The sequence below is a fragment of the Streptomyces sp. NRRL S-87 genome (assembly GCF_000719335.1).
GTDB lineage: Bacteria > Actinomycetota > Actinomycetes > Streptomycetales > Streptomycetaceae > Streptomyces.
Genome location: NZ_JOGB01000005.1, coordinates 207,594 through 231,563 on the forward strand (window position 1 = coordinate 207,594; position 23,970 = coordinate 231,563).

The following is a 23,970-nucleotide window of genomic DNA, read 5'->3' on the forward strand; positions in this document are numbered from 1 at the left end:
CAAGGAGAAGCCATGCTCGACAAGGTGATAGACCGGCTGCACGATCCGGCGGTCTACGCTCTGCCCGCGATGGCGCTGCTCATCGGGATCGAGATGCTCGCCCTCAAGTACGGCGACGACCACGACGGGCGGCCCGGCTACGACCTGAGGGACCACCGGGCGAGCATCCTCACGGGCATCGGCGCCCTCGTGTCCTCCACGACGCTGCGGACCATCGCGCTGGCCCTGTACCTGCTCGTCTACGAGTACGTGGCCCCGTGGCACCTGTCCGCCCGCTCGTGGGTGACCTGGGTCGTCCTCTTCGTCGGCGTCGAGTTCCTGCTGTACTGGTACCACCGCGCCGCCCACGGGGTCCGGCTGATCTGGGCCGGGCACCAGGTCCACCACTCCAGCCAGTACTTCAACCTGTCGACCGCGCTGCGCCGCAAGTGGGCCCAGTGGTTCGAGAAGATGATCTGGTTCCCGCTGCCGCTGCTCGGCATCCACCCGGCGCTGGTGTTCACCATGCACTCGGTGCACCTCGTGTACGGCCTCTTCGCGCACACCGAGAAGATCGGGAAGCTGCCGCGGTGGTTCGAGTACGTCTTCGTGACCCCCTCGCACCACCGGGTCCACCACGGCACCGACCCGGAGTACCTCGACAAGAACTTCGGCAGCATCCTGATCCTGTGGGACCGCCTCTTCGGCACCTTCCAGCCCGAGGTCCAGCGCCCCACCTACGGCCTGACCAAGCAGCTGCAGACCTTCTCCATCTGGAAGATCCAGGTCCACGAGTTCGGCAACATGATCCGCGACGTGCGCACGGCCCGCACCCTGCGGCACAAGCTCGGCCACGTCTTCGGCCCGCCCGGGTGGAAGCCCGCCGAGGACACCGCCGGCCCCGCCGCGGGCGGCCAGGGTCCCGCGAAGGCTCCCGTGGGAGCGGCGGACGGGCTGCCGGCGTGAGCGGGACCGACCGGGCGTCCGCGACCGACGGGCAGGCGCCGCCGTCCCCGCGGCGGCGCATCGTGCGGGGCCACCCCTGGCTCACGCTCCTGACCCTGTCGGTCGGCGCCATGATGGTCTCGCTCGACGGGACCATCGTCACCGTCGCCCAGCCGGCCATGCAGGCCGACCTGGGCGCCGACCTGACCGGCATCCAATGGGTCACCAACGGCTACCTGCTGGCCGTGGCGGCGCTGCTGATCACCGCGGGCAAGCTGGGCGACCGCTACGGCCATCGCCGGATGTTCCTCCTCGGCGCCGCCGGGTTCACCGCCACCTCGGTGGCCATCGGCGCCAGCGGCCACCTCGGGTGGGTCATCGCCCTGCGCGTGCTCCAGGGCGTGTTCGGCGCGCTGATGCAGCCCGCCACGCTCGGCCTGCTGCGCGCCGCGTTCCCGCCCGACCGGCTCAACATGCCCATCGCCGTGCGCAGCGCCGTCATCGCCGCGTCCACCGCCGCCGGCCCCGTCGTGGGCGGCCTGCTGGTCGAACACGCCGACTGGAGCTGGGTCTTCTACCTCAACGTCCCGCTCGGTGCGCTGGCCCTCTTCCTGGGCGTCACGGTGCTGCGCGACGCGCCCCGCCCCGCCGCGCCCGGCCGGCTCGACCTGCCGGGCATGGCGGTGCTCGGCGCCGCCCTGTGCGCGTTCGTCGGCGGCCTGACCACGGTGGCCGACCAGGGCCGGGCCGATGCCCGCACCCTGCTCCTGCTGGCCGCCTCGGCCGTGCTGACCGGCGTGTTCGTCCGGTGGGAGCGACGTGCCGAGGACCCGCTGCTGCCGCTGCGGATGTTCGCCTCCACGCGCTTCACCGTGGGCGTCCTGGCGATGACCGCGATGGCGTTCGTGATGTTCGGCGCGCCCTTCGTCCTCATCTTCTACCTGCAGAACGTACTGGGCCTGGCGCCCGCCGCCTCCGGCGTCCGGGTCCTCGGCCTGACCCTGCTGATGATCGCGGGCGCCCCGCCGGCGGCGATCTGGATCAGCCGCTCGGGTCCCCGCGCCCCGGTCACCGCGGGGCTGGCCGTCACCGCCGTCGCCATGGCCGCCCTGTCCCAACTGGACGCCGACTCCGGCACCCTGCGGACCACGGCCTGCTTCCTCCTGCTGGGGCTGGGCTTCAGCCCGGTTATGGTCGGTGCCACCAAGCTGGTCATCGGCAGCGCCCCGGCCGAACTCGCCGGTGTCGCCGGCGGTGTGCAGCAGACCTCCATGCAGGTCGGCGGCAGCCTCGGCACGGCCACCGTCGGCGCGATCGTCGGCGGGTACGTCGCCGCGGTGCTGCCCGCGCGACTCGCCGCCGCCGGCATCGAGGTCCCCGAGGGCCGCGCCGGCACCGCGGTCCGTGGGGCGGCCGTCGGCCTCGCCCCCGACCTGGGCACCGGTACGGCGACCGCCGAGCTGACCCGGATCGGCCAGGCGGCGTTCCTCGACGGCATGCGCTACGCCCTGCTCGCCACCGCGGTGGTCGCCGCCCTGGGCGCCGTCGCCGGACTGTTCGCCGGCCCGGGCAAGGTGACCGCACCCACCCGTGCCGCCACCGGGGAAGCGGACGCGTGATCGAGCGGATCCTGCCGCCCGCCGTGGCCAGCTCCCACGAGTACGCCGACGTGCTCGACGCCGAGCTGTACCCGGAGGAACTCACCGTCGCCGCCCGGCAGAGCGCGCCGCGGCGCGGTGCCTTCACCACCGGGCGGCACTGCGCACGCCGCGCCCTGCACGGGCTCGGCGTGGCCGCCGGTCCGCTGCCCGTCGGCGCGGCCGGCGAACCGCTGTGGCCCGCGGGCGTGGCCGGGGCGATCACCCACTGCGACGGCTACCGCGCCGCGGCCGCCGCCCGGACGACCGAGGTGGCCTCGCTCGGCATCGACGCGGAGCCGCACGCGCCGCTGTCCGCCGGAGTCCTGGCCGCCGTCGCGCTCCCGCACGAGCGCGACCAACTGCGCGTCCTGGCGCGCGCGAGACCGGCGCTGCACTGGGACAAGGTGCTCTTCAGCGCCAAGGAATCCGTCTACAAGGCGTGGTTCCCGCTCACCGGCCGCTGGCTGGACTTCGCCCAGGCCACGGTGCGGTTCGCCCCGGCCGGCGCCCCGGAAGTCGACGCCCACACCGGGCGCTTCAGCGCCCGGCTGCTGGTGGCCGGGCCGCGGATCGGCCACCGGCGCCTCTCGACCCTGGAAGGCCGCTGGCTCGTCGCCGCGGGTCTCGTGATGACCGCCGTGACGGTCTGACCGCCGCGGCCTTCCCCCGGCATTCGACAACAACTCAGGTAACAGCACTGTGTGGGCCGCCCCGAAGACGCTGCGCCCCCCGTGCGCGACAGCGGACAACAGGAGAACCGGCATGACCGCAGGGACGAACACCGACCACAGCGGGGACCGCCCCGCCCACGGGGCCAGGCGGCTGCGCGACCTGTTCGCCCGGCCCGGCGCCGTACGCATCGTCGGCGCCCACAACCCGCTCGGCGCCCGGCTCGCCGAACGCGCCGGGTTCGACGGCGTGTGGTCCAGCGGACTGGAGGTGTCGGCCTCGCAGGGCGTGCCCGACACCGACATCCTGACCATGAGCGAACTGCACGCCGTGGCCTCCTCGATGGCCGCCGCCGTCGACGTCCCCGTCGTCGCCGACTGCGACGCCGGATACGGCAACGCCCACAACGTGATGCACATGATCCGCCGCTACGAGGCCGCGGGGATCGCCGGGGTCTCCATCGAGGACAAGCGCTTCCCCAAGGTCAACAGCTTCATCCCGGGCCGCCAGGAACTGGCGCCCGTCGCAGAGTTCTGCGGCAAGCTGCGCGCGGCCAAGGCCGCTCAGCGCACCGCCGACCTCATGGTCATCGCCCGGATCGAGGCCCTGATCGCGGGCTGGGGGACGGACGAGGCGCTCCGCCGCGGCGAGGCGTACGCCGAGGCAGGCGCGGACGCCGTACTCATCCACGCCAAGGGCAGCTCCCCCGAGCCGGTGCTGGAGTTCCTCGACCGCTGGCAGCGCCCCACCCCCGTCGTGGTGGTGCCCACCACCTACCACACCGTCACCGCCACCGAACTCGCCGAGGCCGGCGCCAAGATGGTGATCTACGCCAACCACGGGCTGCGGGCCGGCATCACCGCCGTCACCGAGACCTTCGACGCCATCCTGCGCGACGACCGCACCACCGGCATCGAGGACCGCATCGCCCCCCTGGCCACGGTGTTCGACCTCCAGGGCATGTCCCGGCAGAAGCAGCACGAGGCCGCCTACATCACCCCGTACGAGAACCGGCCCCGCGCCGCCGTCGTCCCCGGCGCCCCGGGCACCGCCGGAACCGGGGCACCCTTCGCCGACCGGCAGTGCGGCGCGCTGCGCCGGGCCGGCATCGAGTCGGTCGCCCTGGCCGCCGAGCCCGGCACGGACGCCGGCCCGCTGCCGCAGGACGTCACCGGGCTGACCGGCGGATCCGACGCCGCCGAAGCGCTGCTCACCCTGCCCGGGACCTGTCCCGGAACCACGGTCGTGCTCTGCGCCGACGCGTACGTCGAGCCCGAGCCCCTGCGCCGCCTGGCCGCCTCCGACGCGGACGTCGCCGTCCTCGTCGACGTCTCCGGGACCGCCGCCGGCCACCGCCCCGACGCGCTGCCGCTCACCCTCGGATCGACGGCCCGCGCCGGCCGCCGCCTGGCCGGGAGCGGCGGCGGCGAGGTCCTCGCCGCCGGCACCGGCGACGGCGAGTTCGCCGGCGCCGCGGCCTTCTCCGCCGACGGCTTCGCCGCCCTGCGCCGCGCCGCCGAGAAGCGCCGTGCCGACGGCACCGGGGCCGCCCTGGGCACCCTCCTGGCCGACCTGCTGGCCGAGGGGCACCGGATCCGCGCCGTCGAGATCGCCTCGGGCTGGCTGGAACTGCGCACCGAGCAGGACGCCGCCCGCGCCGCCGAGCTGCTCGGCACCGGGGAGGCCGCCCGGTGAGCACCCCCACCGCGCTCGACGCGCGCACCCTGGTCGACCTGCTGCGCACCCGCGGCTTCGGTCCCTTCACCGGAGTGCCCTGCTCGTTCCTCGGCCCCGTCATCTCCTGCCTGGAGGCCGAGCACCCGCGCGACTACCTGATCGCGACCAACGAGGGCGAGGCGGTCGCGCTCGCCGCCGGTGCCCACCTGGCGGGCCGCAAGCCCGTGGTCATCCTGCAGAACTCCGGCCTCGGCAACACCGTCAACCCGCTCACGTCCCTGTGCCACACGCTGCGGCTGCCCGTCCTGCTGTTCGTCACCTGGCGGGGTCGGCCCGGCCACCCCGACGAGCCCCAGCACGAACTGATGGGCCGGATCACCACCGAGATGCTCACGGCCATGGAGATCGCGCACGAGGTGCTCCCCGAGGACCCGGCCGGGCTCGCCGAGCGCCTCGCGTCGGCCGAGGCCCACATGGCCGCCACCGGGCTGCCGTACGCCTTCGTCGTCCCCAAGGGCGCCGTCGCCCCGTACCCCACCGCGCCGCACACCGCCGCCGGCCCGCGCCCGATGCGACGCGCCGAAGCCATCGGGCACATCGTCGACGCCATGGACCCGCGCACCCTCGTCGTCGCCACGACGGGCAAGACCGCGCGCGAACTGGAACGCGACTTCGACCGCCCCGGGAACCTCTACGTCGTCGGCTCGATGGGCTGCGCCTCGAGCGTCGCCCTGGGCGTGGCCCTGCACGCCCCCGGCCGCCGCGTCCTGGCCCTCGACGGCGACGGCGCCGCCCTCATGCGCCTGGAGGCCATGGCCACCATCGGCCGCCACGCGGACACCGACCTGTGCCACGTCCTGCTCGACAACGAGGCCTACGAGTCCACCGGAGGCCAGCCCACGGCATCGGCGGGCGTGGACTTCGCCGCGATCGCCGCCGCCTGCGGCTACCGCGCCACCGCCGACGTGGCCGACGCCGCCGCCCTGGCCGAGGCCGTCCGGCACGCCCAGGCAGCCGGCGGGGCGCAACTGATCCGGGTGCGCATCGCCCCCGGATCCGACCCGGGACTCGGCCGTCCCGCCCTCCGCCCGCCGGCCTCCGCGGCCCGTTTCAAGGGAGCGATCGCCCCATGACCGACACCACCCCGCCCGGTAGCGACCGGGTCGTCCTGATGAACCCCGGTCCGGTGATGACCGACGCGCGCGTGCGCGCCGCCCTCGCCGGGCCCGACCTGTGCCACCGCGAGCCGGAGTTCTCCGACCTCCTCACCCGCGTACGGCACAAGACCACCCTGGCCGCGGGCGGCGACGCGCGGCACACCTCCGTGATCCTCACCGGCTCCGGCACGAGTGCCGTGGAGGCCGCCGTCAGCTCGGCCGTACCCGCCGACGGCGGCCTGCTGGTCGTCGACAACGGCCACTACGGGGAGCGGTTCCAGCACATCGCCGACGCCCACGGCATCCGGACCCACCGCCTCGAACTGGGCTGGGGCACCGCCGTCGACCCGTCCGCCGTGGCCGCGGCGCTGGCCGCCGACCCGGGCCTGACCCACGTCGGCCTGGTGCACCACGAGACCAGCAGCGGCATGCTCAACGACGCGGCGGCGCTGACCCGGATCGCGCACGAGCACGGCCGCGAGCTCATCCTGGACGCCGTCAGCAGCGTCGGCGCCGAGCGGCTGTCGCTGGCGGAGGACGGCGTCGACTGGCTGGCCGGCTCGGCCAACAAGTGCCTCGAGGGCGCCCCCGGCCTCGCCTTCGTCAGCGCGTCCCGGGCCGCCTTCGAGGGGCTCGCCGCGGCGCCCCGGCGCAGCTACTACCTGGACCTGCACCGCCACTACACGGCCCAGGAGAAGGCGGTGGCGCCCGCCTTCACCCCGGGCATCCCCGCCTACTACGCCTTCGAGGCCGCCCTCGACCTGGCCCTCGCCGAAGGGCGCGAAGCCCGCCACGCCCGCTACACCGCGCTCGCGCTCCACCTGCGCGCCGGCCTGGCGGACCTCGGCCTGGACCTGCTGCTGCCACCCGCCCACCGGGCCGCCGCCCTGACCGCCGTCCGCCTCCCGCGGGACACGGCCTTCGGCGAGCTGCACCGCGCGCTGCGGACCCGGGGCTTCGTGGTCTACGGCGCCCAGGAGCAGTTGGCCCCGGACTGGTTCCGGCTGTCCACCATGGGCCGGATGACCACGGAGGACGTCGACCGCTTCCTCGCGGCGCTGGCCGGCCTGCTGCACGACGACCGGACGGGGCGCGGGTGACCACCTCTCGAGCAACCGCACCGAGCCGGACCGCCCCGGCCGCGGAGCCCTACCGGCTCGCCGTCGTCGGCGGCGGCCCCCGGGCGACGTACGCCCTGGAGCGTCTCTCGGCCACCATCGGCCGACTCCCGCGGGACCGGCGCCTGGAGGTCCGCGTCTTCGAGCGCAGCGGCGAGTTCGGGGCCGGTCAGGCCCACAGCCCGGCGCAGGCCCGCACGAGCTACCTCAACCGGGTCGCCTCCCAGGTCGGCTTCGCCGCCGACGACACGGTGTCCGGGGCGGGACCGGTGCGCCCCGCGGCCCACCGGCCCACCCTGCACGAATGGTGCCGCCGGCGCTTCGAGGAGACCGGCGACCCCGACTTCGACCTGAGTCCGCAGGACTGGCCCCGGCGCTACGTGCACGGGCTCGCCCTGCGGGACATGTTCGACGCGTTCGCGGCCGACCTGCGCCGTCACCCCGGCGTCACCCTCCACCTGCACCCCGCGGAGGTCACCGACCTGGTCCCGGTGGGCGACATCCTGGAGGTGACGACGGCCGACGGCGCCCGCCACCCGGCCGACGAGGTGCTGCTGCTCACCGGGCACTCCCACCACGACCCCGCGCGCTCCCCGGCCGGCCGGCGCCCCGCCGGGGCCGACGCCCGCGGCGGCACGCGGTACCTCCCGCACGCCTACCCGATGGAGACCGTGCTGGACGGGGCCGGCACCGGCCCCGGATCCGTGGTGGGCTGCGCCGGCACGGGCCTGACGGGCATCGACGTCGTGCTGCACCTCACCGAGGGCCGGGGCGGCCGCTTCGACGACGCGCCGGGCGGCGGCCTGGTCTACCGGCCCGGCGGCGCCGAGCCCGAAGCGATCGTGGCCTTCAGCCCGTCCGGCCTGTTCACCTTCGCCCGGCCCGACAACCACAAGCCGAGCGACGGCAGCGCCGACCACCCCGGCACCTTCCTGACCAAGGAGGCCGTCCGCCAGCTCCGCCGGCACGTCGGCGTCCCGGCAGGTACCGACGGCGGCCGGCGGCAGCTGGACTTCGACCGGGACGTCCTGCCCCTGGTCGTCCTGGAGATGGCGCACCTGCACTACGCCACCCTCTTCGGGCCCGGTACGGCACTGCTGCTGACACAGCGGGCCATGCCCGGCTACCTGGCCTTCCTCTCCGGCGCCGGGGCCCCCGGCGGGCCCCCCGGACACCTGACGGCCGCGCTGGAGGAGGCGGTGGACGGGATCACCGCCGTACTGGACTCCGTCCTGCGCGGCGAGCAGGCCCTGTCCACCGCCCAGCGCCAGGTCTCCTGGCCGGTGCGGGACGTCCTGCTGCACTGGACCCGGACGGTGTACGGCGGCACCGTGCAGGCCGAGGTGCGCCGGCACGTCGACCGCTCGATGCCGCCGCACCTGGTCACCGACGGCCTCGCGTCGCCCACGGGCCTGGACCCCTCGCCGCACGGCAACCGCTTCGACTGGGAGCGGGCGGTACGTCCCGTGCCGGCGGTCGGGGCACCGGGGGAGTGGCCGCGGCAGGTCGCCGCGTTCATGGCGCGCGACCAGCTGCGGGCCCGCCAGGGCAACCTGCGCAGCCCGCACAAGGCCGCCGCGGACGGTGTCTGGCGCGACCTGCGCTCGGTCATCTCGTACGCCGTGGACGACGCGGGGCTGACCGCCGCCTCGCAGCGCGCGTTCCTGCGCCGCCACGTCAGCCACCACAACCGGCTCGGCAACGGCGCCGCCCCCGAGGTCATGGCCAAGATCGCCGCCCTGATGGACTGCGGGCTGCTGGACGTGGGCGCCGGCCCCGACGCACGGGTCCGCCCGGGCGGCGCGGACGCCCGCGCGGTCGTCGAGGGCCCCCGCACCGGGTACGCCCGCCCCGTCGACGTCCTGGTCGAGGCGCGCGTCCACGGCTTCGACCCCCGCCTGGACGCCATGCCCCTGTACCGCAACCTGATGGACCACGGTCTGGTGCGTCTGTGGCGCAACGTCTCCGCCGACGGCGAGGTGTTCGAACCCGGGGGCCTCGACCTGTCGCCGGAGTTCCACCCCGTGCGGCGCGACGGGACCGTCGACCCCCGGATCACCGTCCTCGGGGTGCCGGCCGAGGGGGCCCGCTCGTTCCTGCTGTCGGCGCTGCGCCCGCACGTGGATCACTACGTCATGCAGGACACCCTGGTGTGGCTGCGCGGGTTCTGGGCGACGGTCGGCGACGGGAGCGCGTCCGAAGGGCTCTGACACCGCGGCGGCACCGCCGCCCGCGCGAGGACGGGCTCGCCCGTGGCTCCTGCCACGGGCGCGCCCGTCCCGCTCTTCCCGGGGGACCGGGGGCCGCTCAGGCCCCGACCGCCTGCGGGCTGCGCTCCTGGTCCGAACCGGGCACCGGCTCGGACGGGTCCGCCCCCAGGGCGACGATGCGGTTGCCGCCGTCCACGTGGACCACCTTCGGCTCCAGCGTCCGCGCCTCGTCGTCGGTGACCTGGGCGTAGCTGATGAGGATCACGAGGTCCCCGGGGTGGACCAGATGGGCGGCGGCCCCGTTGATCCCGATCACCCCGGACCCGCGCTCGCCCTCGATGACGTACGTCTCCAGACGGGCGCCGTTGGTGATGTCGACGATGTGGACCAACTCGCCCGGCAGCAGGTCGGCCGCGTCGAGCAGGTCCGCGTCGACGGTCACCGAACCCACGTAGTGCAGGTCGGCCTGGGTCACGGTGGCGCGGTGGATCTTGGACTTGAACATGGTGCGCATCATCGGGAACTCCTGGGGTTCTTCGGCTCCCTGCCGGGCTCCGGGCAGGTCGGGGGCGGTTGCCGGCCGTGCGGCGGGCGAGGGGCTCAGGCGCTGCTGTCCCGCGTGTAGAGGGTGCCGTCGCTCCACACCCGGTCGACCCTGCCCCAGGCGAGGGCCGACGCGACATCGGGGAAGAATCCGGTCCCGTTGAAGTTCGCGCTGGTGTTGCAGAGCACCGGGACGCCGCTCAGGCGGTGGTAGGCGGTCAGGACCGCGCGCAGCGTGGGGTCGTCGTCCGGGCCGACGGTCTGCAGGCGGGCGGTGTCGTCCAGGTGCAGGACCGCGGGGATGCGGTCGCGCCAGTCGGGGCGCACGACGTGGTCGAAGAGCATGTGGGGGTCCGGGCTGCCCGGGGAGAAGATCTCCGGTGCGTGCTCTTCGAGGCAGATGGGAGCGACGGGGCGGTAGCCCTCGCGCCCCTTGACCTCGTTCAGCACGTCCTTGGCGGACTGCTGCACGGGTGCGGCGAGGATGCTGCGGCCGCCGAGGGCGCGGGGGCCCAGTTCGGCCCGGCCGTCGAGGACGACCACGGGGAGCCCCGTGGTGTGGAGGACCTCGGCGAGCTCCTGCGGGCTGCACGGGCGCACCTGCCAGCCCTCGGGCGCCGGCGGCGCGGGGGCGAGGGCGGGTCCCAGGCGGGGGTTCCACCGGATCGGTCCGATGCCCGCGGCGTCGATCATGCCGAGGGCCGCCGCTCCGATGGCCGAACCGGAGTCGTTCGGGAAGGGCGGGACCCACACGTCGCGGAAGAGGTCCATGCGGCGCAGGGCGCTGTTCCACTTGATGTTGAGGGCGCAGCCCCCGACGAAGCACAGGTTCCAGGGGCCCTCGCCCTTCCAGGACCGCACCTTGGCGGCCAGGCGCTCGATCAGCACGTCCTCGAGGAACTGGTGCACGCTGGCGAGGACGTCCGCGTCGGACACGTCCCGGGGGATGCGGTCGCGGACGTCGCGGAAGAAGGCGTGCACGTACTTCAGGGACGGCTCCGCGTTGCTGCCGAAGCCGCCGACCTCGGCGCGGAAGACGGCCGTGTTCTCGTCGTCGGCCTCGAAGTGCTCGTGCAGGCACGTCCGCAGCACCTCGATCACCTGGGGCTGCGGGGTGCCGAGCGCGATGTAGGCCATCAGCTTGCCCGCGACCGACAGGTCGTCGACGGTGCTCGACTCGTCGGTCCGGCGGAACGGGCCGAAGTGGTGGGCGGCCGTGGCGTACGTGTGGCCGATCAGCGGGAAGAGTTCACCGCCGTTCTCGACGCCCGTCTCGGGGTCGACCGAGTACAGGCGGGGGAAGAGCCCGCCGTCCCAGACGAGGACGAGCGACGGCTCGTTCCGCTCGGCGAACGGGCTGGTGCAGTACGCGCTCGAGATGTGCCCGGCGATGTGCACGTGGCTGGTGAAGGGCAGGGGCTCACCGGCCAGGGGGAAGGTGCCGGACAGGCCCGGCGTGAAGACGTCCGGTACTTCCTCGGTCTCGCGGTAGGGCGCCAGGTCCAGTTCGACGGGGGTCCCGTGGTCGAGCAGGCTGACGTGGCCCGCCTTGGCACCGTCCCAGCCGTCGATGACCCACCGGTCCACGTCCTGGACCCGGTAGCCGAAGTCACCCAGCAGACGGACCACCACCGACAGGTCGTCGATCTGGCTGTAGCGGGCCGAGTTGTCCAACTTCTCCATCTCGACGCTGAAGATCAGCTCGTCGCCGTCGACGAGTGCGACGGCTCCGTCATGGGTCAGCTTCAAACCGCAGACGATCACTTCTGTGTTCCTCCAGTTGCTTGGTCCCGCGCTGCCGGCACGGGGAAGTCGTTCCCTGGCCGAGGGGCGTCCCGCACCGCGCATCCGGCTCCCCGGCGCGGGGGAGGCAGGTGCGGGACGGCCCTCGGCCTCGCCCTCAGGCGCTCACGTCCAGCTGACGACGGTGCGCTCGTCGACGAATCCCATGAGGAAGGACACGTTCGTCCGGTTGCCCTCGCAGGCGTCGACGGCGTGCACGTGGCGCCCGTTGAACACGTAGACGTCCCCGCTGCGGACGTCGAGGTGCAGGGCGTCGAACCCGTCGAGGGAGTCCGGCGGGTAGGAGAACCCCGTGTGCTCGATCCCCAGGGCCCGCCGGCTGTCGTCGTCGGGGCGGACGTTCCAGACGACCAGGCGGCCACCCACACCCTGCTCGACGCACATGTTGACGGCGCAGATCTCGTGGTCGGCCGCCCGCTGGATCTCGAAGCCGGCCTGCCGCGGGTCCTTGCACTGCGCTTCGTCCTCATGGGGGTCGAGGGCGAAGCTGCCCTCCTTGTCCCATGCGCGGATCAGCGCGGCGCAGGCCTGCTCGCCCTCGTGCTCGGCGACGCGGATCTCCGCGCCGTGCCGGGCGAGCTCCGCCGCCATCGCCGACCGGAACGCGTGCCAGGGGGAGCCGGGGACGTCGAGCACGTCGCGCACGGCATCGGCCGTCTTGGCGGAGTCCTCGAGGTATTCGTCGGTCGACTTGTTCCAGTGGTAGGAGCCGATGTGGTACGAGGGCTCCCCGTCGCGGCGCAGCAGTCCGGCGCTGTTCCAGAACCTGGCCACCGACTCCTTCCGCGCGTCCTCGGGTATCACGTCGCGGAAGACGACGCCCAGCCGCCGCCCCTGCAGGACGTCCATCACCAGCTCGGGGTCGAACGCGGTCCGCTCCTCGAAGCGGAAGAAGTCCGGGTCCGTCCGGACGCCCGTGAGTTCAAAGTTTTGCTGCATGACGAGATCGCTTTCTCTACGGCTGCTGCATCAGACCCGCGGGCTGCGGCGCACGGCGAACGTGTTGCCCACGACGTAACCGTCCAGGCCGTGCTCCTCGCCGTACTCGACCAGGTCGCTGGTCCGGTTGATGAAGCCGCGGCCGGAGTAGTTGAGCGAGGTGTTGCACAGGACGCTGTAGCCGGTGATGTCGCGGAAGGCCGTCAGCAGTCGTGCCATCTGGGGGTTCTGCTCCGGCGTCACCGTCTGGGTGCGCGCGGTGCCGTCGACGTGGGTGACGGCCTTCAGGGACTCGGAGTTCACCTGGCTGAAGTAGAGCATGTGGGGGTCCGGGATCGAGCCGCTGAACCAGTTCGCGGCCTCGGACTCCAGGCAGATCGGGGCGATGGGCCGGTAGCCCTCCCGCTGCTTGATCCGGTTGAGCCGGGTGGTCGTCTCCTCGGAGAACGGCGCGGCCAGGATCGACCGGTTGCCGAGCGCGCGCGGGCCCATCTCCCACCGGCCCTGGGCCCATCCGATGATGTTGCCGGCCGCCAGGAACGCTGCCACCTCGGCGAAGTCCAGCGGCTTGACGTCGTAGTCCTCGGGGGCGAACGCGGCGTCCTCGACGAACTCCTCACCGGCGTAGACGTCCCAGGACACCGTGGCCGAGCCCGTGTAGTGCAGCTGGGCGTCGATGGCCGTACCGAGGGCCGAGCCGCTGTCGTTCGGGCACGGCGGCACGAACACCTCGGGGAAGAGGCCGCACTCGCGCCAGCGGCGGTTCCACTCGCAGTTGAGGGCGCAACCGCCCGAGATCAGCAGCGGGTACCCCTCGGTGAGCTCCGCCTTCGCGTACTGGTAGAAGCGGTCGAAGATCGCGTCCGACATCTTCAGGGCCAGGTTGCGGTACTCCTGCGAGTCCACTCCGATGTTGTGGAAGGGGCTCCAGGTCAGCTCGTCCTTCCCCAGGGTCGTGATGATCCGGTCCTGTTCCAGGAGGAAGTCGATGAGCTTCTTCTCGTCCTTGGTCAGGGAGCCGGGCTGCGCGAAGCCCGTCAGGGCCATCTGCTTGCCCGCGTCCTGGAGCCGGAGCACGCCCTTGTTCGCCGTGAACTTCGGGTCGGCCAGCGCGAAGAGGTAGGCGTACTTGTTGCCCGGGTCCGACAGGACGTGGCGGAGGTGGGTGACCTCGCCGCGCTCGTCGATCAGGTAGAACGACCCGATGTTGCCCTCCCACACGAGGCAGTAGAAGGGCTGCCCGGCCGGGAAGTGCGACAGGCCCAGCGCGGTCATGATGTGCGACCGCTCGTGGGTGGAGGAGAAGACCTTCACGTCCTGGCCGAAGAACGTGCCCACCTCGTCGGTGACCGAGCCGGGGCCGACCCCGAAGTAGCCGGTGCGGGTCTGGGGTTCGTGGGAGAACGTGCCCTTCACCCAGCCGCCGACCGCCAGCGCGTCGGGGATCCGACCGAGCTTCTCCGCCGCCCGGAGCAGGACATCGGCCGTCAGCCGGTCGTACCGGGGGAACGAGTCCTTCTCGGCCTCCAGCGAGAACAGGAGCTTGCCGTCCTCGATCGCGGCGACCGCGCCGTCATGGCCTTCCTTGAAACCCAGAATCAGCATTTCTTCATACCTCCGAGAGAGCTCTCCGCCCCAAGCGCGGGCAGAGCCTTGCGATCGATTTTTCCGTTGTGCGTAACGGGGAACGCGTCCAGGACGACGAACCGGTAGGGGACCATGAAGTCGGGCATTTTCTCCGCCGCATGGGCGCGCAGGGCGGACTTCGCCGTTTCGGCGCCCTGCTCCGGGCGGAGCGTCAGATAGGCGACGAGCCGGCGGTTCTCAGGCCTTTCGCCGGTGGCCACGACCACGGCCCGCTTGACCGCGGGGTGCGTCTCCAGTACGGATTCCACCTCGCCGAGGTCGATGCGGATACCGCGGACCTTCACCAGTCCGTCCACGCGACCGATGAATTCCAGCGGCCCGTCCTCGTGCCAGCGCACGAAGTCGCCGGTGCGGTACATGCGCCCGCCGGGCGCCGCGAACGGATCGGCCACGAACCGCTCCGCGGTCAACGCGGGCCGGCGGAGGTAGCCGTGGGCCACCCCGGCCCCGGCGGCGTACAACTCGCCGACCTCCCCGTCGGCCACCGGACGCAGCTCCTCGTCGAGTACGTAGACCTCCTTGCCGACCAGGCTGCGGCCGATCGGCACCGCCGTGCGCGCCGCGCTCTGCGCGGTGACGAGGTGCGTGGTCACGAAGACCATGCACTCGACGGGTCCGTATCCGTTGACGAAGCGCAGGTCCGGGAAGTCACGGACCACGCGGGCGGCGTGCTCGGGGGAGAGCGCCTCACCGCCGACGAGGAGGTCGCTGAGACCCTCGAGCGCCTCCGGGTACTCGTCCATGATCACGTGGAAGAGGACGGTCGGGAGGTTCATCGTCGTGATGCCGTGGTCGGCCACCAGGCGTTCCATCACGAGGGGGTTGGGCCGCCCGGGATGGAACACGCAGGTACCGCCGGTCAGCAGCGGACCCCAGAGCTCCAGGGCGAAGGCGTCCCAGGAGACGGGCGCGCACTGCAGCCAGACCGTGTCGGGGCCGAACCGCGTGTAGCTCTGCCCCAGCACGGTGCCGACCACCGTCCTGTGCGGCGCGGCGACGCCCTTGGGCCGACCGGTGGACCCGGACGTGAAGATGACGCAGGCGACGTCCTCGGCTCCGGCGCCCGCGGCTCCCCGGGGCAGGGGCCGGTCGGCGTCCCCGGCGGCCATGCGCACGAAGGCCGCCGGGGTGCCCAGCCGGTCCACGTCGGCCTCGCTGTCGGCGATCACGACGGCGGGCGCCACGTCCTCGACCATGTCCCGCAGCCGGTGCACCGGGAACTCGGGGTCCAGCATCGCGTAGCCCGCGCCGGCCTTCAGCGTGGCGAGGATGGCGACGACCATCTGCGCGCCGCGCTCCAGGTGGATCCCCACCAGGGAACCCCGACGCACCCCCGCGTCCACCAGGACCTGCGCCATCCGGTCCGCACGCGCGTCCAGTTCGCCGTAGGTCAGCTCCACGTCCTCGGACACCACCGCCAGCGCCCCGGGGGCGGCGGCGGCCCGCTCCTCGAAGGTCTCGTGCAGGCACTGTGTCGTCATGCCGGTCCCCGTTCCGCGGGGACATCAAAACGCTCGTTGTTGCGCAATTCCGCCTTCTTACGTCTACCGGATACCGGTCATCGTTCTGGTCTTTCAGCTGGCTCGGGGCATCGGCCAGCGCCGTCCGGCGAGGAGTCGCCCAGGGCGGTGAAGTGGTTCGTGCGCCCGTGGTCGGTGCGCCTTCGGCGCGCAGCGCGCAGCGGGCAGTGCGCCAGTGGGTCAGTGCGTCGCTGCGGCGGTGAGATCGGCGGTGTCGCTCGACCGTTCCTCGGCCGCCCGTCCCAGCAGCGCGTATCCGACCGCGGCCACGGTGCCGATCGCTCCGCACGTGATCCATACGGTGTCGACCCCGAAGTGGTCGATCACGTATCCGCCGGACAACGGCGCCACGAGCGCGGCGCCGGAGAAGGCGAGCTGGTACGTCCCCTGGTACCGCCCCCGCGCCGCGGCCGGCGAGAGGTGCGAGACGAGATTCATGATCACCGGCGCGAACGTCATCTCACCCAGCGTCCAGACGGCCACCGCCAGGAAGTAGAAGGGCAGTGAACCCGCGCAGACGACGAGGGCGAGCCCGTATCCGCAGAGCAGTGCCGAGGCGGCGAGGACCCGCCTCGGACTCACCGACTTCACCGCCCTCGAGAGGAGGACCTGCAGCAGGACGATCATGAACCCGTTCAGGCTGATGACCATTCCGTAATCGGCACTCGAGAAGCCCCTGATGCCCATGGTGATCGGCAGGGCGGTCGCGGCCTGTTGGAACAGCAGGGCCATGAGGAACGTCATTCCCACGATCCCCATGAAGGTCAGGTCCTTGCACACCGAGGCGTATCCGGCGAGGAAACGGGAATCCCGCACGTGCCCACGGATCCGCTGCGCGCCCGTCTCCGGGACCCTCGCGTACACGAGGATCCCGCAGACGAACGTGGCCGTGGCCTCGACGACGAAGAGCGGACGGAACCCGTGCTCGGCCACCATGCCCACGATCGCCGCGGAAGCGCCGAATCCCAGGTTGCCCGCCCAGTAGTTCAGGGAGAAGGCCTTCTGCCGCTCGGGGCCTTCCGTCAGGTCCGCGATCGTCGCACCGATCGCCGGCCGTGCCGCCGCGCCCGCCACGCCCACCACGAACGCCATGACGGCGATCACCGCGGCGCTGTCGGCGAACCCCAGTGCCAGAGTGGAAAGACCGGTCGTCACCTGAGCGGTCAAGATGGTGCGCGTACGCCCGATCCGGTCGGTCAGGAATCCGCCGAGAATTGCGGCCACAACAGCCCCGCCGCCGTAAAGCGACCCGACGAATCCCGTGAAGCTCGCAGAATAGCCTAGGCCAGTCGTGAGGTAGAGCGCAAGAAAGATCCCTACGAATCCGCCGAGGCTGTTGATGAGCGTGGCGGTCCACAGCCACCAGAACTCCCGGGGAAGACCGGAAAAGGATTCCCTGACGACGCGCTTCAATGTGCCGAACTCGTTTCCCCGGCCGTCGCGCGCACGAGGCTGGCGGGCCTCATGTCGGTCCACGTCGCGTCGATGAAGGCGAGGCACTCCTCGCGGGGTGCCGGTCCCAGGGCGGTCGACCACCCGTCCGGCACCGGGGCGAACGAGGGCCAGAGCGAGTACTGCCCCTCGTCGTTGACCAGGGCGAGGTACTGGCCGTCCGGGTTCTCGAACGGATTGGTCATGGTGTCCTCCTGTGGATGGGGAAGGGTCAGAGTCCGAGCTCGGCGAGCACGCGGGAGAGCTCGTCGGCGATGGCGGCGGCAGGGCCGGGCCGCAGCACGTGGCTGTGCCCGCAGTCCAGTTCGTGCAGGACGACGTCGGGCGCGAAGCGCTGCCACATCGCCTTCTTCGCGGCCGCGGGCAGGCTGTTCGGGTCGGCGACGGCCGCGAAGAAGTGGAGCCGGCCCCGGTACTCCTTGGGGCGGAAGGTGACGGACAGCTCGATGCTGTTGGCGCACACGTCGACCAGGCGGTCGAGCGTCCGCTCGCTCAACCCGTGCATCGGGCCGTCGGCGCCGTACACGGCGGCGACCGTCGGCCCGCGGTCGAGCGCGCCGGAGGTCGGATACGGTTCACCGGGCCGGCCCTCGCGCCACAGCACGCGCAGCGACTCCTGCTCGATGGCCTCGGCCCGCCCGGGGTCCGGCTCGCCGTCGGGCGCGATCTGGAGCGCGTCGAGCAGGCCGAGGAGTCCCACCGGCTCACCCTCCCGCTCGAGCTGCGCCGCCATCTCGAAGGCGACGAGCCCGCCGAAGGAGCGGCCCAGCAGCAGATAGGGCCCGTGCGGCTGGACGGCCCGGATGCACCGGAGGTACTGGGCGGCGATGTCCTCGACGCTCCGCACCAGCGGGTTCCCGTCGGTGAGCGCGGGGTCCTGCAGCGTGTACACCGGACGTCCCGGCAGGCGCGGCAGCAGGTTGCTGAACGACCAGCCGAGTCCCATCGCCGGGGCGACGCAGAAGACCGGGGTCAGCTCGCCCTGGGTGCGCAGGGCGAGCAGCGTGTCCAGGTGGCCCGCTCGACGTTCCGTCGGATCCGGTGCGTCCCGGGACCCGCCCGCCGGGACCAGAGCCGCCAGTCCGCCGGCCGTCGGGTGCTGGAACAGTTCCCGAATGCCCCAGTCGACCCCGAGGTCCGCACGGGCCCGGGACATCAGCCTGATGGCCAGCAGCGAGTGGCCACCGAGATCGAAGAAGTCGTCGTCGACGCCGACCGACTCCAGTCCGAGCACGTCGGCGAACAGCCGGCACAGCACCTCCTCCCGCGCGTTCCGCGGCCCGCCACCCGTCCGGTCGTGCCGCCGGGCCGGACGGGGCAGCGCCGTGCGGTCCACCTTGCCGTTCGGCGTGAGCGGGAACGCGTCGAGCACGACGACCGCGGCCGGGACCATGTACTCCGGCACGGCCCGGCTGCAGTACGTGCGCAGCAGGCGGCCGTCGACGGCGGCCGTCCCGTCGGCGGGGGTCACGTACGCGACGATGCGCTTGTCCCCGGGCCGGTCCTCACGCACCACCACCACCGCACGCGCGACGGACTCGTGGCCGGTCAGCACCGCCTCGATCTCACCGAGCTCGATCCGGAACCCCCGCACCTTGACCTGGTGGTCGATCCGGCCGGCGAACTCCAGCCGGCCGTCGTGGCTCCAGCGCGCCAGGTCCCCGGAGCGGTACATCCGCGAGCCGGCCGGCCCGAACGGATCCGCGACGAACCGCTCGGCCGTGGCCCGCGAACCGTTCACGTACCCGCGGGCGACCCCGGCGCCCGCGATGTACACCTCGCCCACGACACCGGCCGGCACGGGCTGCAGGCCGGTGTCGAGGACGTAGACCCGCGCGTTCGGGATGGGCCGGCCGATCGGCGGCACGTGCGACCCGTCGGACACCCGGCCCGTCGTCGTCCAGATGGTCGTCTCGGTCGGTCCGTAGACGTTCAGGACGGACTCGTTCATGTCGCGGAGCTGGCGGCCGAGGAGGTCGGAGAGGGCCTCTCCGCCGACCAGCGCCCGGACACCGTGCTTCCAGCGGACTCCGGCGTCCACGAGCGACTGCCACCACGGGGGCGTCCCCTGGACGAAGGTGACGCGCGCCCTGTCGACGAGCGACGCCAGACCCGCCGGGTCCTTCGCGTCGGCCCGGGTGGCGATGACCATCGCGGCGCCCGTGAGCAGGGGCAGGTACATCTCCAGGGCCGAGGTGTCGAAGGAGACGCTGGATACCGCGAGGAACCGGTCGTCGGGCCCCAGGCCGAGCTCGCGCTGCATGGCGCGGAGGGAGCTGACGAGCGAGCCGTTCGGGGTCAGGACGCCCTTGGGCTTCCCGGTCGACCCGGAGGTGTAGATCGCGTAGACGGGGTGCAGTCGGCAGGCGACGTGCGCGTCGTGGCCCCGCGCGGGGTTCGCGGACGGGAGTCCCTCCAGCAGCGCGGCGAACGCGGGGGAGTCGATGTCGATCCGGGCCACCCCGGTCGTCCCACCGGCGACGGTGGAGGCATGGCCGCCTCCGCCGGCGAGGACCAGGTGCGGCCGCGCGTCGCGGAGGATGAAGTCGATGCGGTCCGCCGGGTAGTCCGTGTCGATCGGGAGGTACGCCCCTCCGGCCTTCACGATGCCGAGGGCGGCGACCACCATCTCCACGGACCGGGGGACCGCCATCCCCACCAGCTGCTCGGGCCCGACGCCCCGCCCGATCAGGTAGTGGGCCAACCGGTTCGCCCGCGCGTTCAGCTCCGCGTAGCTGACCTCCCGGTCCTCGAACACCACCGCGACGGCGTCCGGGGTGCGGGCGGCCTGCTCCTCGAACAGCTCGGCCAGGGACCGCTCCGGTACCTCGCACGCCGCGGCGTTCGCCTCCACCAGGAGCCGGTTCCGCTCGTCGGCCGAGAGGATGTCGACCCGCCCCAGCGGCAGTTCGGGATCCGCGGCGACCGCTTCGAGGAAACGCACCAGCCGCGCCGCGATCGCTTCCGCCGACCGGTGGTCGAACAGGTCCGTGGCGTAGCTGAGCAGTCCCGTCAGCTCGCCCCCGGCATCGCTGATGTTGAAGCTCAGGTCGAACTTCTCGGCCTCCAGCCGCACCGGCAGCTCGGTCACCCGGACTCCGGAGAGTTTCCAGGCGGCCCGGGAGTTGTTGTCGAACGCCAGCATGACCTGGAACAGCGGGTGGCGGGCCATGGAGCGCTTCGGGTTCAGCGCCTCGACGAGCTTCTCGAAGGGCAGGTCCTGGTGGGCGTACGCCGCCAGGTCGACGGCCTTCACCCGTCGCAGGAGTTCGCGGAAGCTCGGATCCCCCGAGGTGTCGGTGCGCAGCACCAGGGTGTTGACGAAGAAGCCGACGAGGTCGTCGAGGGCCTCGTCCGTGCGGCCCGCGACGGCCGAGCCGATCGGGACGTCCGTTCCCGCCCCGAGCCGGGTCAGCAGGCCGGCGAGGGCCGCCTGCACCACCATGAACAGGGTGGACCCGGTCTCCTGCGCCAGGTCGGTCAGCCTGCCGTGCAGTTCCGGCCCGCACCGGAAGGTCACGGCATCACCCCGGTGGCTCGCCTCCGCCGGCCGCGGGCGCACCGTGGGCAGCTCCAGTACGTCCGGCACGCCGTCGAGCGCCCGCGTCCAGTACGCCAGTTGCCGGGAGCAGGTGCTCTCCGGGTCGTCGGCGTCCCCCAGGACGTCCGACTGCCACAGCGTGTAGTCCACGTACTGCGCGGGCAGCGGGTCCCACGAGGGTGCGAGACCGGCGCGCCGCGCCTCGTACGCCGTCAGGAGGTCCTCCGCGAGCGGTCCCATCGACCAGCCGTCGCAGGCGATGTGGTGCATCACCAGGACGAGCACGTACTCGTCCGGCCGCACGAGGAAGAGGGAGGCGCGGAGCGGGACGTCCGTCTCCAGATCGAAGGTCTCCTGTACGGCCCGGCCCACCCGCTCCTCGAGCTCCGCCTCCGCGACGTCCTCGACGTGGAGCGCCACCCGGACCGCGTCGGCCTCCAGGATCCGCTGGTACGGCTCGCCGGCAACCTCGGGGAAGACGGTCCGCAGCGATTCGTGCCGCGAGACGACGTCCCCGAGGGCCTCCCGCAACGCGACCGTGTCCAGTTCGCCCGACAGCCGGAACGCCGCGGGGATGTTGTAGGCCGGGTTCGGCCCGTCCAGTCGGTCGAGGAACCACAGGCGGCGCTGTGCGAACGACAAGGGGTGCATGGATGTCCTCACTTCCGGGGCATGCGGCGCAGTGCCGGTCGGGCCTTCTTCGCGACGCCCGTCAGCTCCGCGATGTCGGCCACGCGCGGGGCGTCGAAGACGGCGGCGAGCGGTATCTCCACTCCGAGGACCGCGCGGATCCTGCTGACCAGGCGGGTCGCGAGCAGCGAGTGGCCGCCCAACTCGAAGAACCCGTCGTCGATCCCGACCCGGTCCAGCCCGAGGACCTCCGCGAACAGGCCGCAGAGCACCTCCTCCTGGGGCGTGCGGGCGGACCGCCCGGAGACCGCCCGTCGCGCTCCCGGGGCCGGCAGCGCCGTGCGGTCGAGCTTCCCGTTGGAGGTCAGCGGGAAGGCGTCCACGAGGACGACCGCCGACGGCACCATGTACTCGGGCAGTGCGTCCGTCAGGTACTGGACGAGCGCCGCGGTGCGGCGGTCGTCCGGTCGGCCGGCGTGCGGCGTGTTGAAGAAGCTTCCGGTGCCGGACCGTTCCGCCGCCCCCGCGCCAGTGGACGTGACGTGGGGGGAGCCGTACGGGGCGAGGACCGCGTCGAAGCAGTACGGGGACCGCGCGGACCACGTCAGGGTGGCGCGGTAACCCCACTCCCGTGCGCGTTCGCACACCTGTGCCGGGTCGATCGCGCCGGTGCCGGACCACGGGTCGGGCACGTCCCCGCCCTTGCACGCGAGCAGCGTCCGGAGATCCGCCTCGAGCCTCGCGTTCGGCAGGCCCTCCAGGCGGACGACGCCCGGCCGGACCCGCTCGATGACGTCGGCCAGCCCGGCCAGGCCGTCCACGTCCACGCCCCACGCAAGTCGGTGGACCGTGCCCGGAGCCGGCGCCCGACCGTCGGCCTTGCGGAGCGCCACGTCGTACCGGTAGAGCGTGAGCTCGTTCCTCGCGTCCTGCTCCTTGAGCATGACCCGGCACGAGGAGAGGCCGCCCGTCTCCCCGGCGAACGCGGCGAAGAAGTCGGGGTCGACCAGGAGTTCCTGCTCCATCGCCATGCTGCGCCGTGCGGCCGCGGCGTGCTCGGGGCTGCCGGGACCCGAGGCGATCCCGCGCAGGGAGACGGCCGCGTGGAACGGTTCGAACAGCTGGAGGTTGCGCACGTCACCGAGGAACACGCTTCCCCCGGGGGCCAGGCGCTCGATCGCCCCGCGCAGGACCCGCTCCAGGTAGTCACCGCTCGGGAAGTACTGGATCACCGAGTTGAGGACGATGACGTCGAAGAACCCCTCGGGGATACCGTTGAAGTCGTCCGCGGGCCGGTTGAGCAGCCGGACCCTTCCGGCGATGTCCGGCTGTGCGGCGACGCGCCTGCCCAGGTTGCCGACGGCCTCGGCCGAAAGGTCGGCGCCCCAGTACGCCTCGCAGTGCGGAGCCACCTTCGACAGGATCAGGCCGCTTCCGACGCCGATCTCGAACACCCGCTTCGGACGGAGCTCCAGGATGCGGTCGACGGTCCCGGCGCGCCACGCCTCCATCTGCTCGAGCGGGATCCTCGTGCCGTCGTAGCTGCTCGTCCATCCGGCGAAGTCGTCCTCGGCCGCCGCGTCGCTGCCGTAGAGCTGCTCGTTGATCGACTTCCAGTCCGCGACCCGCTGGGCGTCGGACTGCGCGGGCGCGTGGGCGTCGTCGGCCGCGGGGGTCACGTAGGCGACGATCCGCCGGTCGCCCGGCTGGTCCTCGCGCACCACCACGACGGCGCGCTCGACGGACTCGTGGTCGGTCAGCACCGCCTCGATCTCGCCCAGCTCGATCCGGAAGCCGCGGACCTTGACCTGGTGGTCCGCCCGGCCGACGTACTCCAGTTCGCCGTCGCCGTTCCACCGCACGAGGTCGCCCGTGCGGTACATGCGCGATCCGGCCGGTCCGAAGGGGTCGGGCACGAACCGCTCGGCCGGGCCCGTACGCATTGATCATGGTCCGCCCCGGCGACCAGGTCCGGACCAGTTCCCCGGGGAGCGCTTCGCCGGCGACGACCAGTGTGCGCACCCCGGCGAGCCCGCCGGGGGGCAGGACGGCCAGCACCGCCGGCGGCAGCGCCAGGTGGGTGATGCGCTGCTCGTCGACGAGGTGCTGCAGCTCGGGGCCGGGCAGGAGCTCGTCGGCCGGGGCCATGACGAGGGCCGCGCCCGCCGCCAGGGCCATGACCACCTCGGGGACGTGGGCGTCGAAGCTGGGGGAGGCGAACTGCAGCACCCGGCTGTCGGAGTCCACCGCCTGGGCCCGGACGTACTGGACGGCGAGGCTGGCCAGGCCCGCGTGGGTGACGACGACGCCCTTGGGGCGGCCGGTCGAGCCGGAGGTGTAGATCACGTAGGCGGGGTGGGCCACCGCGGCCGGGGACGGGCGTCCGGTGTCCGTCACGGGCGCGGCCGAGTAGCCGGTGAGCTCGGCCGCGGTCTCCGGAGCGTCCAGGACGAGGTGGTCGGCGTCCGTGCCGCGGGTCGTGGTGGGGGTGTCGGTGGTC

16 protein-coding genes and 1 pseudogene are annotated in these 23,970 nt (G+C 72.8%); 7 read left to right on the forward strand and 10 right to left on the reverse strand.

From position 1 onward, the window contains the following. Positions 1-12: 12 nt before the first annotated feature. The 7 genes from IF43_RS0105450 (at position 13) to IF43_RS0105480 (ending at position 9,395) form a co-directional block, all read left to right on the forward strand. Complete coding sequence (locus tag IF43_RS0105450) at positions 13-945, forward strand: sterol desaturase family protein (protein WP_030194570.1); 933 nt, start codon at positions 13-15, stop codon at positions 943-945. Then, the gene (locus IF43_RS0105455) at positions 942-2,543 is read left to right on the forward strand and encodes an MFS transporter (RefSeq protein ID WP_051794716.1); all 1,602 of its coding nucleotides are present in this window, start codon (positions 942-944) and stop codon (positions 2,541-2,543) included. Before IF43_RS0105450 ends, IF43_RS0105455 begins: the two co-directional genes overlap by 4 nt. Then, on the forward strand, positions 2,540-3,214 hold the full coding sequence (locus IF43_RS0105460; RefSeq protein ID WP_030194576.1) for a 4'-phosphopantetheinyl transferase: 675 nt from the start codon (positions 2,540-2,542) through the stop codon (positions 3,212-3,214). Before IF43_RS0105455 ends, IF43_RS0105460 begins: the two co-directional genes overlap by 4 nt. A 112-nt stretch (positions 3,215-3,326) precedes the next feature. Then, positions 3,327-4,928: an isocitrate lyase/phosphoenolpyruvate mutase family protein gene (locus IF43_RS42370; protein ID WP_063753270.1), complete on the forward strand. Its 1,602-nt coding sequence runs from the start codon at positions 3,327-3,329 to the stop codon at positions 4,926-4,928. Next, positions 4,925-6,043 (forward strand): phosphonopyruvate decarboxylase, encoded by a 1,119-nt coding sequence (gene aepY, locus IF43_RS0105470; RefSeq protein ID WP_234331959.1) that lies wholly within the window; start codon positions 4,925-4,927, stop codon positions 6,041-6,043. The genes IF43_RS42370 and aepY overlap by 4 nt, the downstream gene beginning before the upstream one ends. After that, on the forward strand, positions 6,040-7,167 hold the full coding sequence (locus IF43_RS0105475) for a 2-aminoethylphosphonate aminotransferase (RefSeq protein ID WP_030194585.1): 1,128 nt from the start codon (positions 6,040-6,042) through the stop codon (positions 7,165-7,167). Before aepY ends, IF43_RS0105475 begins: the two co-directional genes overlap by 4 nt. Continuing rightward, positions 7,164-9,395: an FAD/NAD(P)-binding protein gene (locus IF43_RS0105480; protein ID WP_051794719.1), complete on the forward strand. Its 2,232-nt coding sequence runs from the start codon at positions 7,164-7,166 to the stop codon at positions 9,393-9,395. Before IF43_RS0105475 ends, IF43_RS0105480 begins: the two co-directional genes overlap by 4 nt. Positions 9,396-9,492: 97 nt before the next feature. Here IF43_RS0105480 and panD read toward each other — a convergent pair whose 3' ends face one another. The 10 genes and pseudogenes from panD to IF43_RS43665 all read right to left on the reverse strand — a co-directional run. Continuing rightward, positions 9,493-9,912 (reverse strand): aspartate 1-decarboxylase, encoded by a 420-nt coding sequence (gene panD, locus IF43_RS0105485; RefSeq protein ID WP_030194591.1) that lies wholly within the window; start codon positions 9,910-9,912, stop codon positions 9,493-9,495. A gap of 83 nt (positions 9,913-9,995) precedes the next feature. After that, positions 9,996-11,687 carry a carbamoyltransferase N-terminal domain-containing protein gene (locus IF43_RS0105490; protein WP_234331960.1) on the reverse strand — a complete coding sequence of 564 codons (1,692 nt, stop codon included), beginning with the start codon at positions 11,685-11,687 and terminating at the stop codon, positions 9,996-9,998. A gap of 159 nt (positions 11,688-11,846) precedes the next feature. Continuing rightward, the gene (locus IF43_RS0105495; RefSeq protein ID WP_030194597.1) at positions 11,847-12,680 is read right to left on the reverse strand and encodes a hypothetical protein; all 834 of its coding nucleotides are present in this window, start codon (positions 12,678-12,680) and stop codon (positions 11,847-11,849) included. A gap of 30 nt (positions 12,681-12,710) precedes the next feature. Further along, complete coding sequence (locus IF43_RS0105500) at positions 12,711-14,285, reverse strand: carbamoyltransferase C-terminal domain-containing protein (RefSeq protein ID WP_030194599.1); 1,575 nt, start codon at positions 14,283-14,285, stop codon at positions 12,711-12,713. Then, positions 14,279-15,808 carry an amino acid adenylation domain-containing protein gene (locus IF43_RS0105505; RefSeq protein ID WP_051794721.1) on the reverse strand — a complete coding sequence of 510 codons (1,530 nt, stop codon included), beginning with the start codon at positions 15,806-15,808 and terminating at the stop codon, positions 14,279-14,281. Before IF43_RS0105505 ends, IF43_RS0105500 begins: the two co-directional genes overlap by 7 nt. Before the next feature lie 219 nt (positions 15,809-16,027). Continuing rightward, positions 16,028-17,260, reverse strand: a complete 1,233-nt coding sequence (locus tag IF43_RS0105510; RefSeq protein WP_037887401.1) for an MFS transporter — start codon at positions 17,258-17,260, stop codon at positions 16,028-16,030. Beyond that, a complete protein-coding gene (locus IF43_RS41445) occupies positions 17,257-17,484 on the reverse strand; it encodes an MbtH family protein (RefSeq protein WP_030194612.1) in 228 nt (75 codons plus the stop codon). The genes IF43_RS0105510 and IF43_RS41445 overlap by 4 nt, the downstream gene beginning before the upstream one ends. Before the next feature lie 26 nt (positions 17,485-17,510). Then, positions 17,511-21,482, reverse strand: coding sequence for an amino acid adenylation domain-containing protein (locus tag IF43_RS36090; RefSeq protein ID WP_158939165.1), 3,972 nt, complete (start codon positions 21,480-21,482; stop codon positions 17,511-17,513). A gap of 17 nt (positions 21,483-21,499) precedes the next feature. Beyond that, on the reverse strand, positions 21,500-23,413 hold the full coding sequence (locus IF43_RS42375) for a phosphopantetheine-binding protein (protein WP_051794726.1): 1,914 nt from the start codon (positions 23,411-23,413) through the stop codon (positions 21,500-21,502). Between the two features lie 46 nt (positions 23,414-23,459). Beyond that, positions 23,460-23,867, reverse strand: a pseudogene (locus IF43_RS43665) (AMP-binding protein); the annotation flags it as partial. Positions 23,868-23,970: the final 103 nt, after the last annotated feature.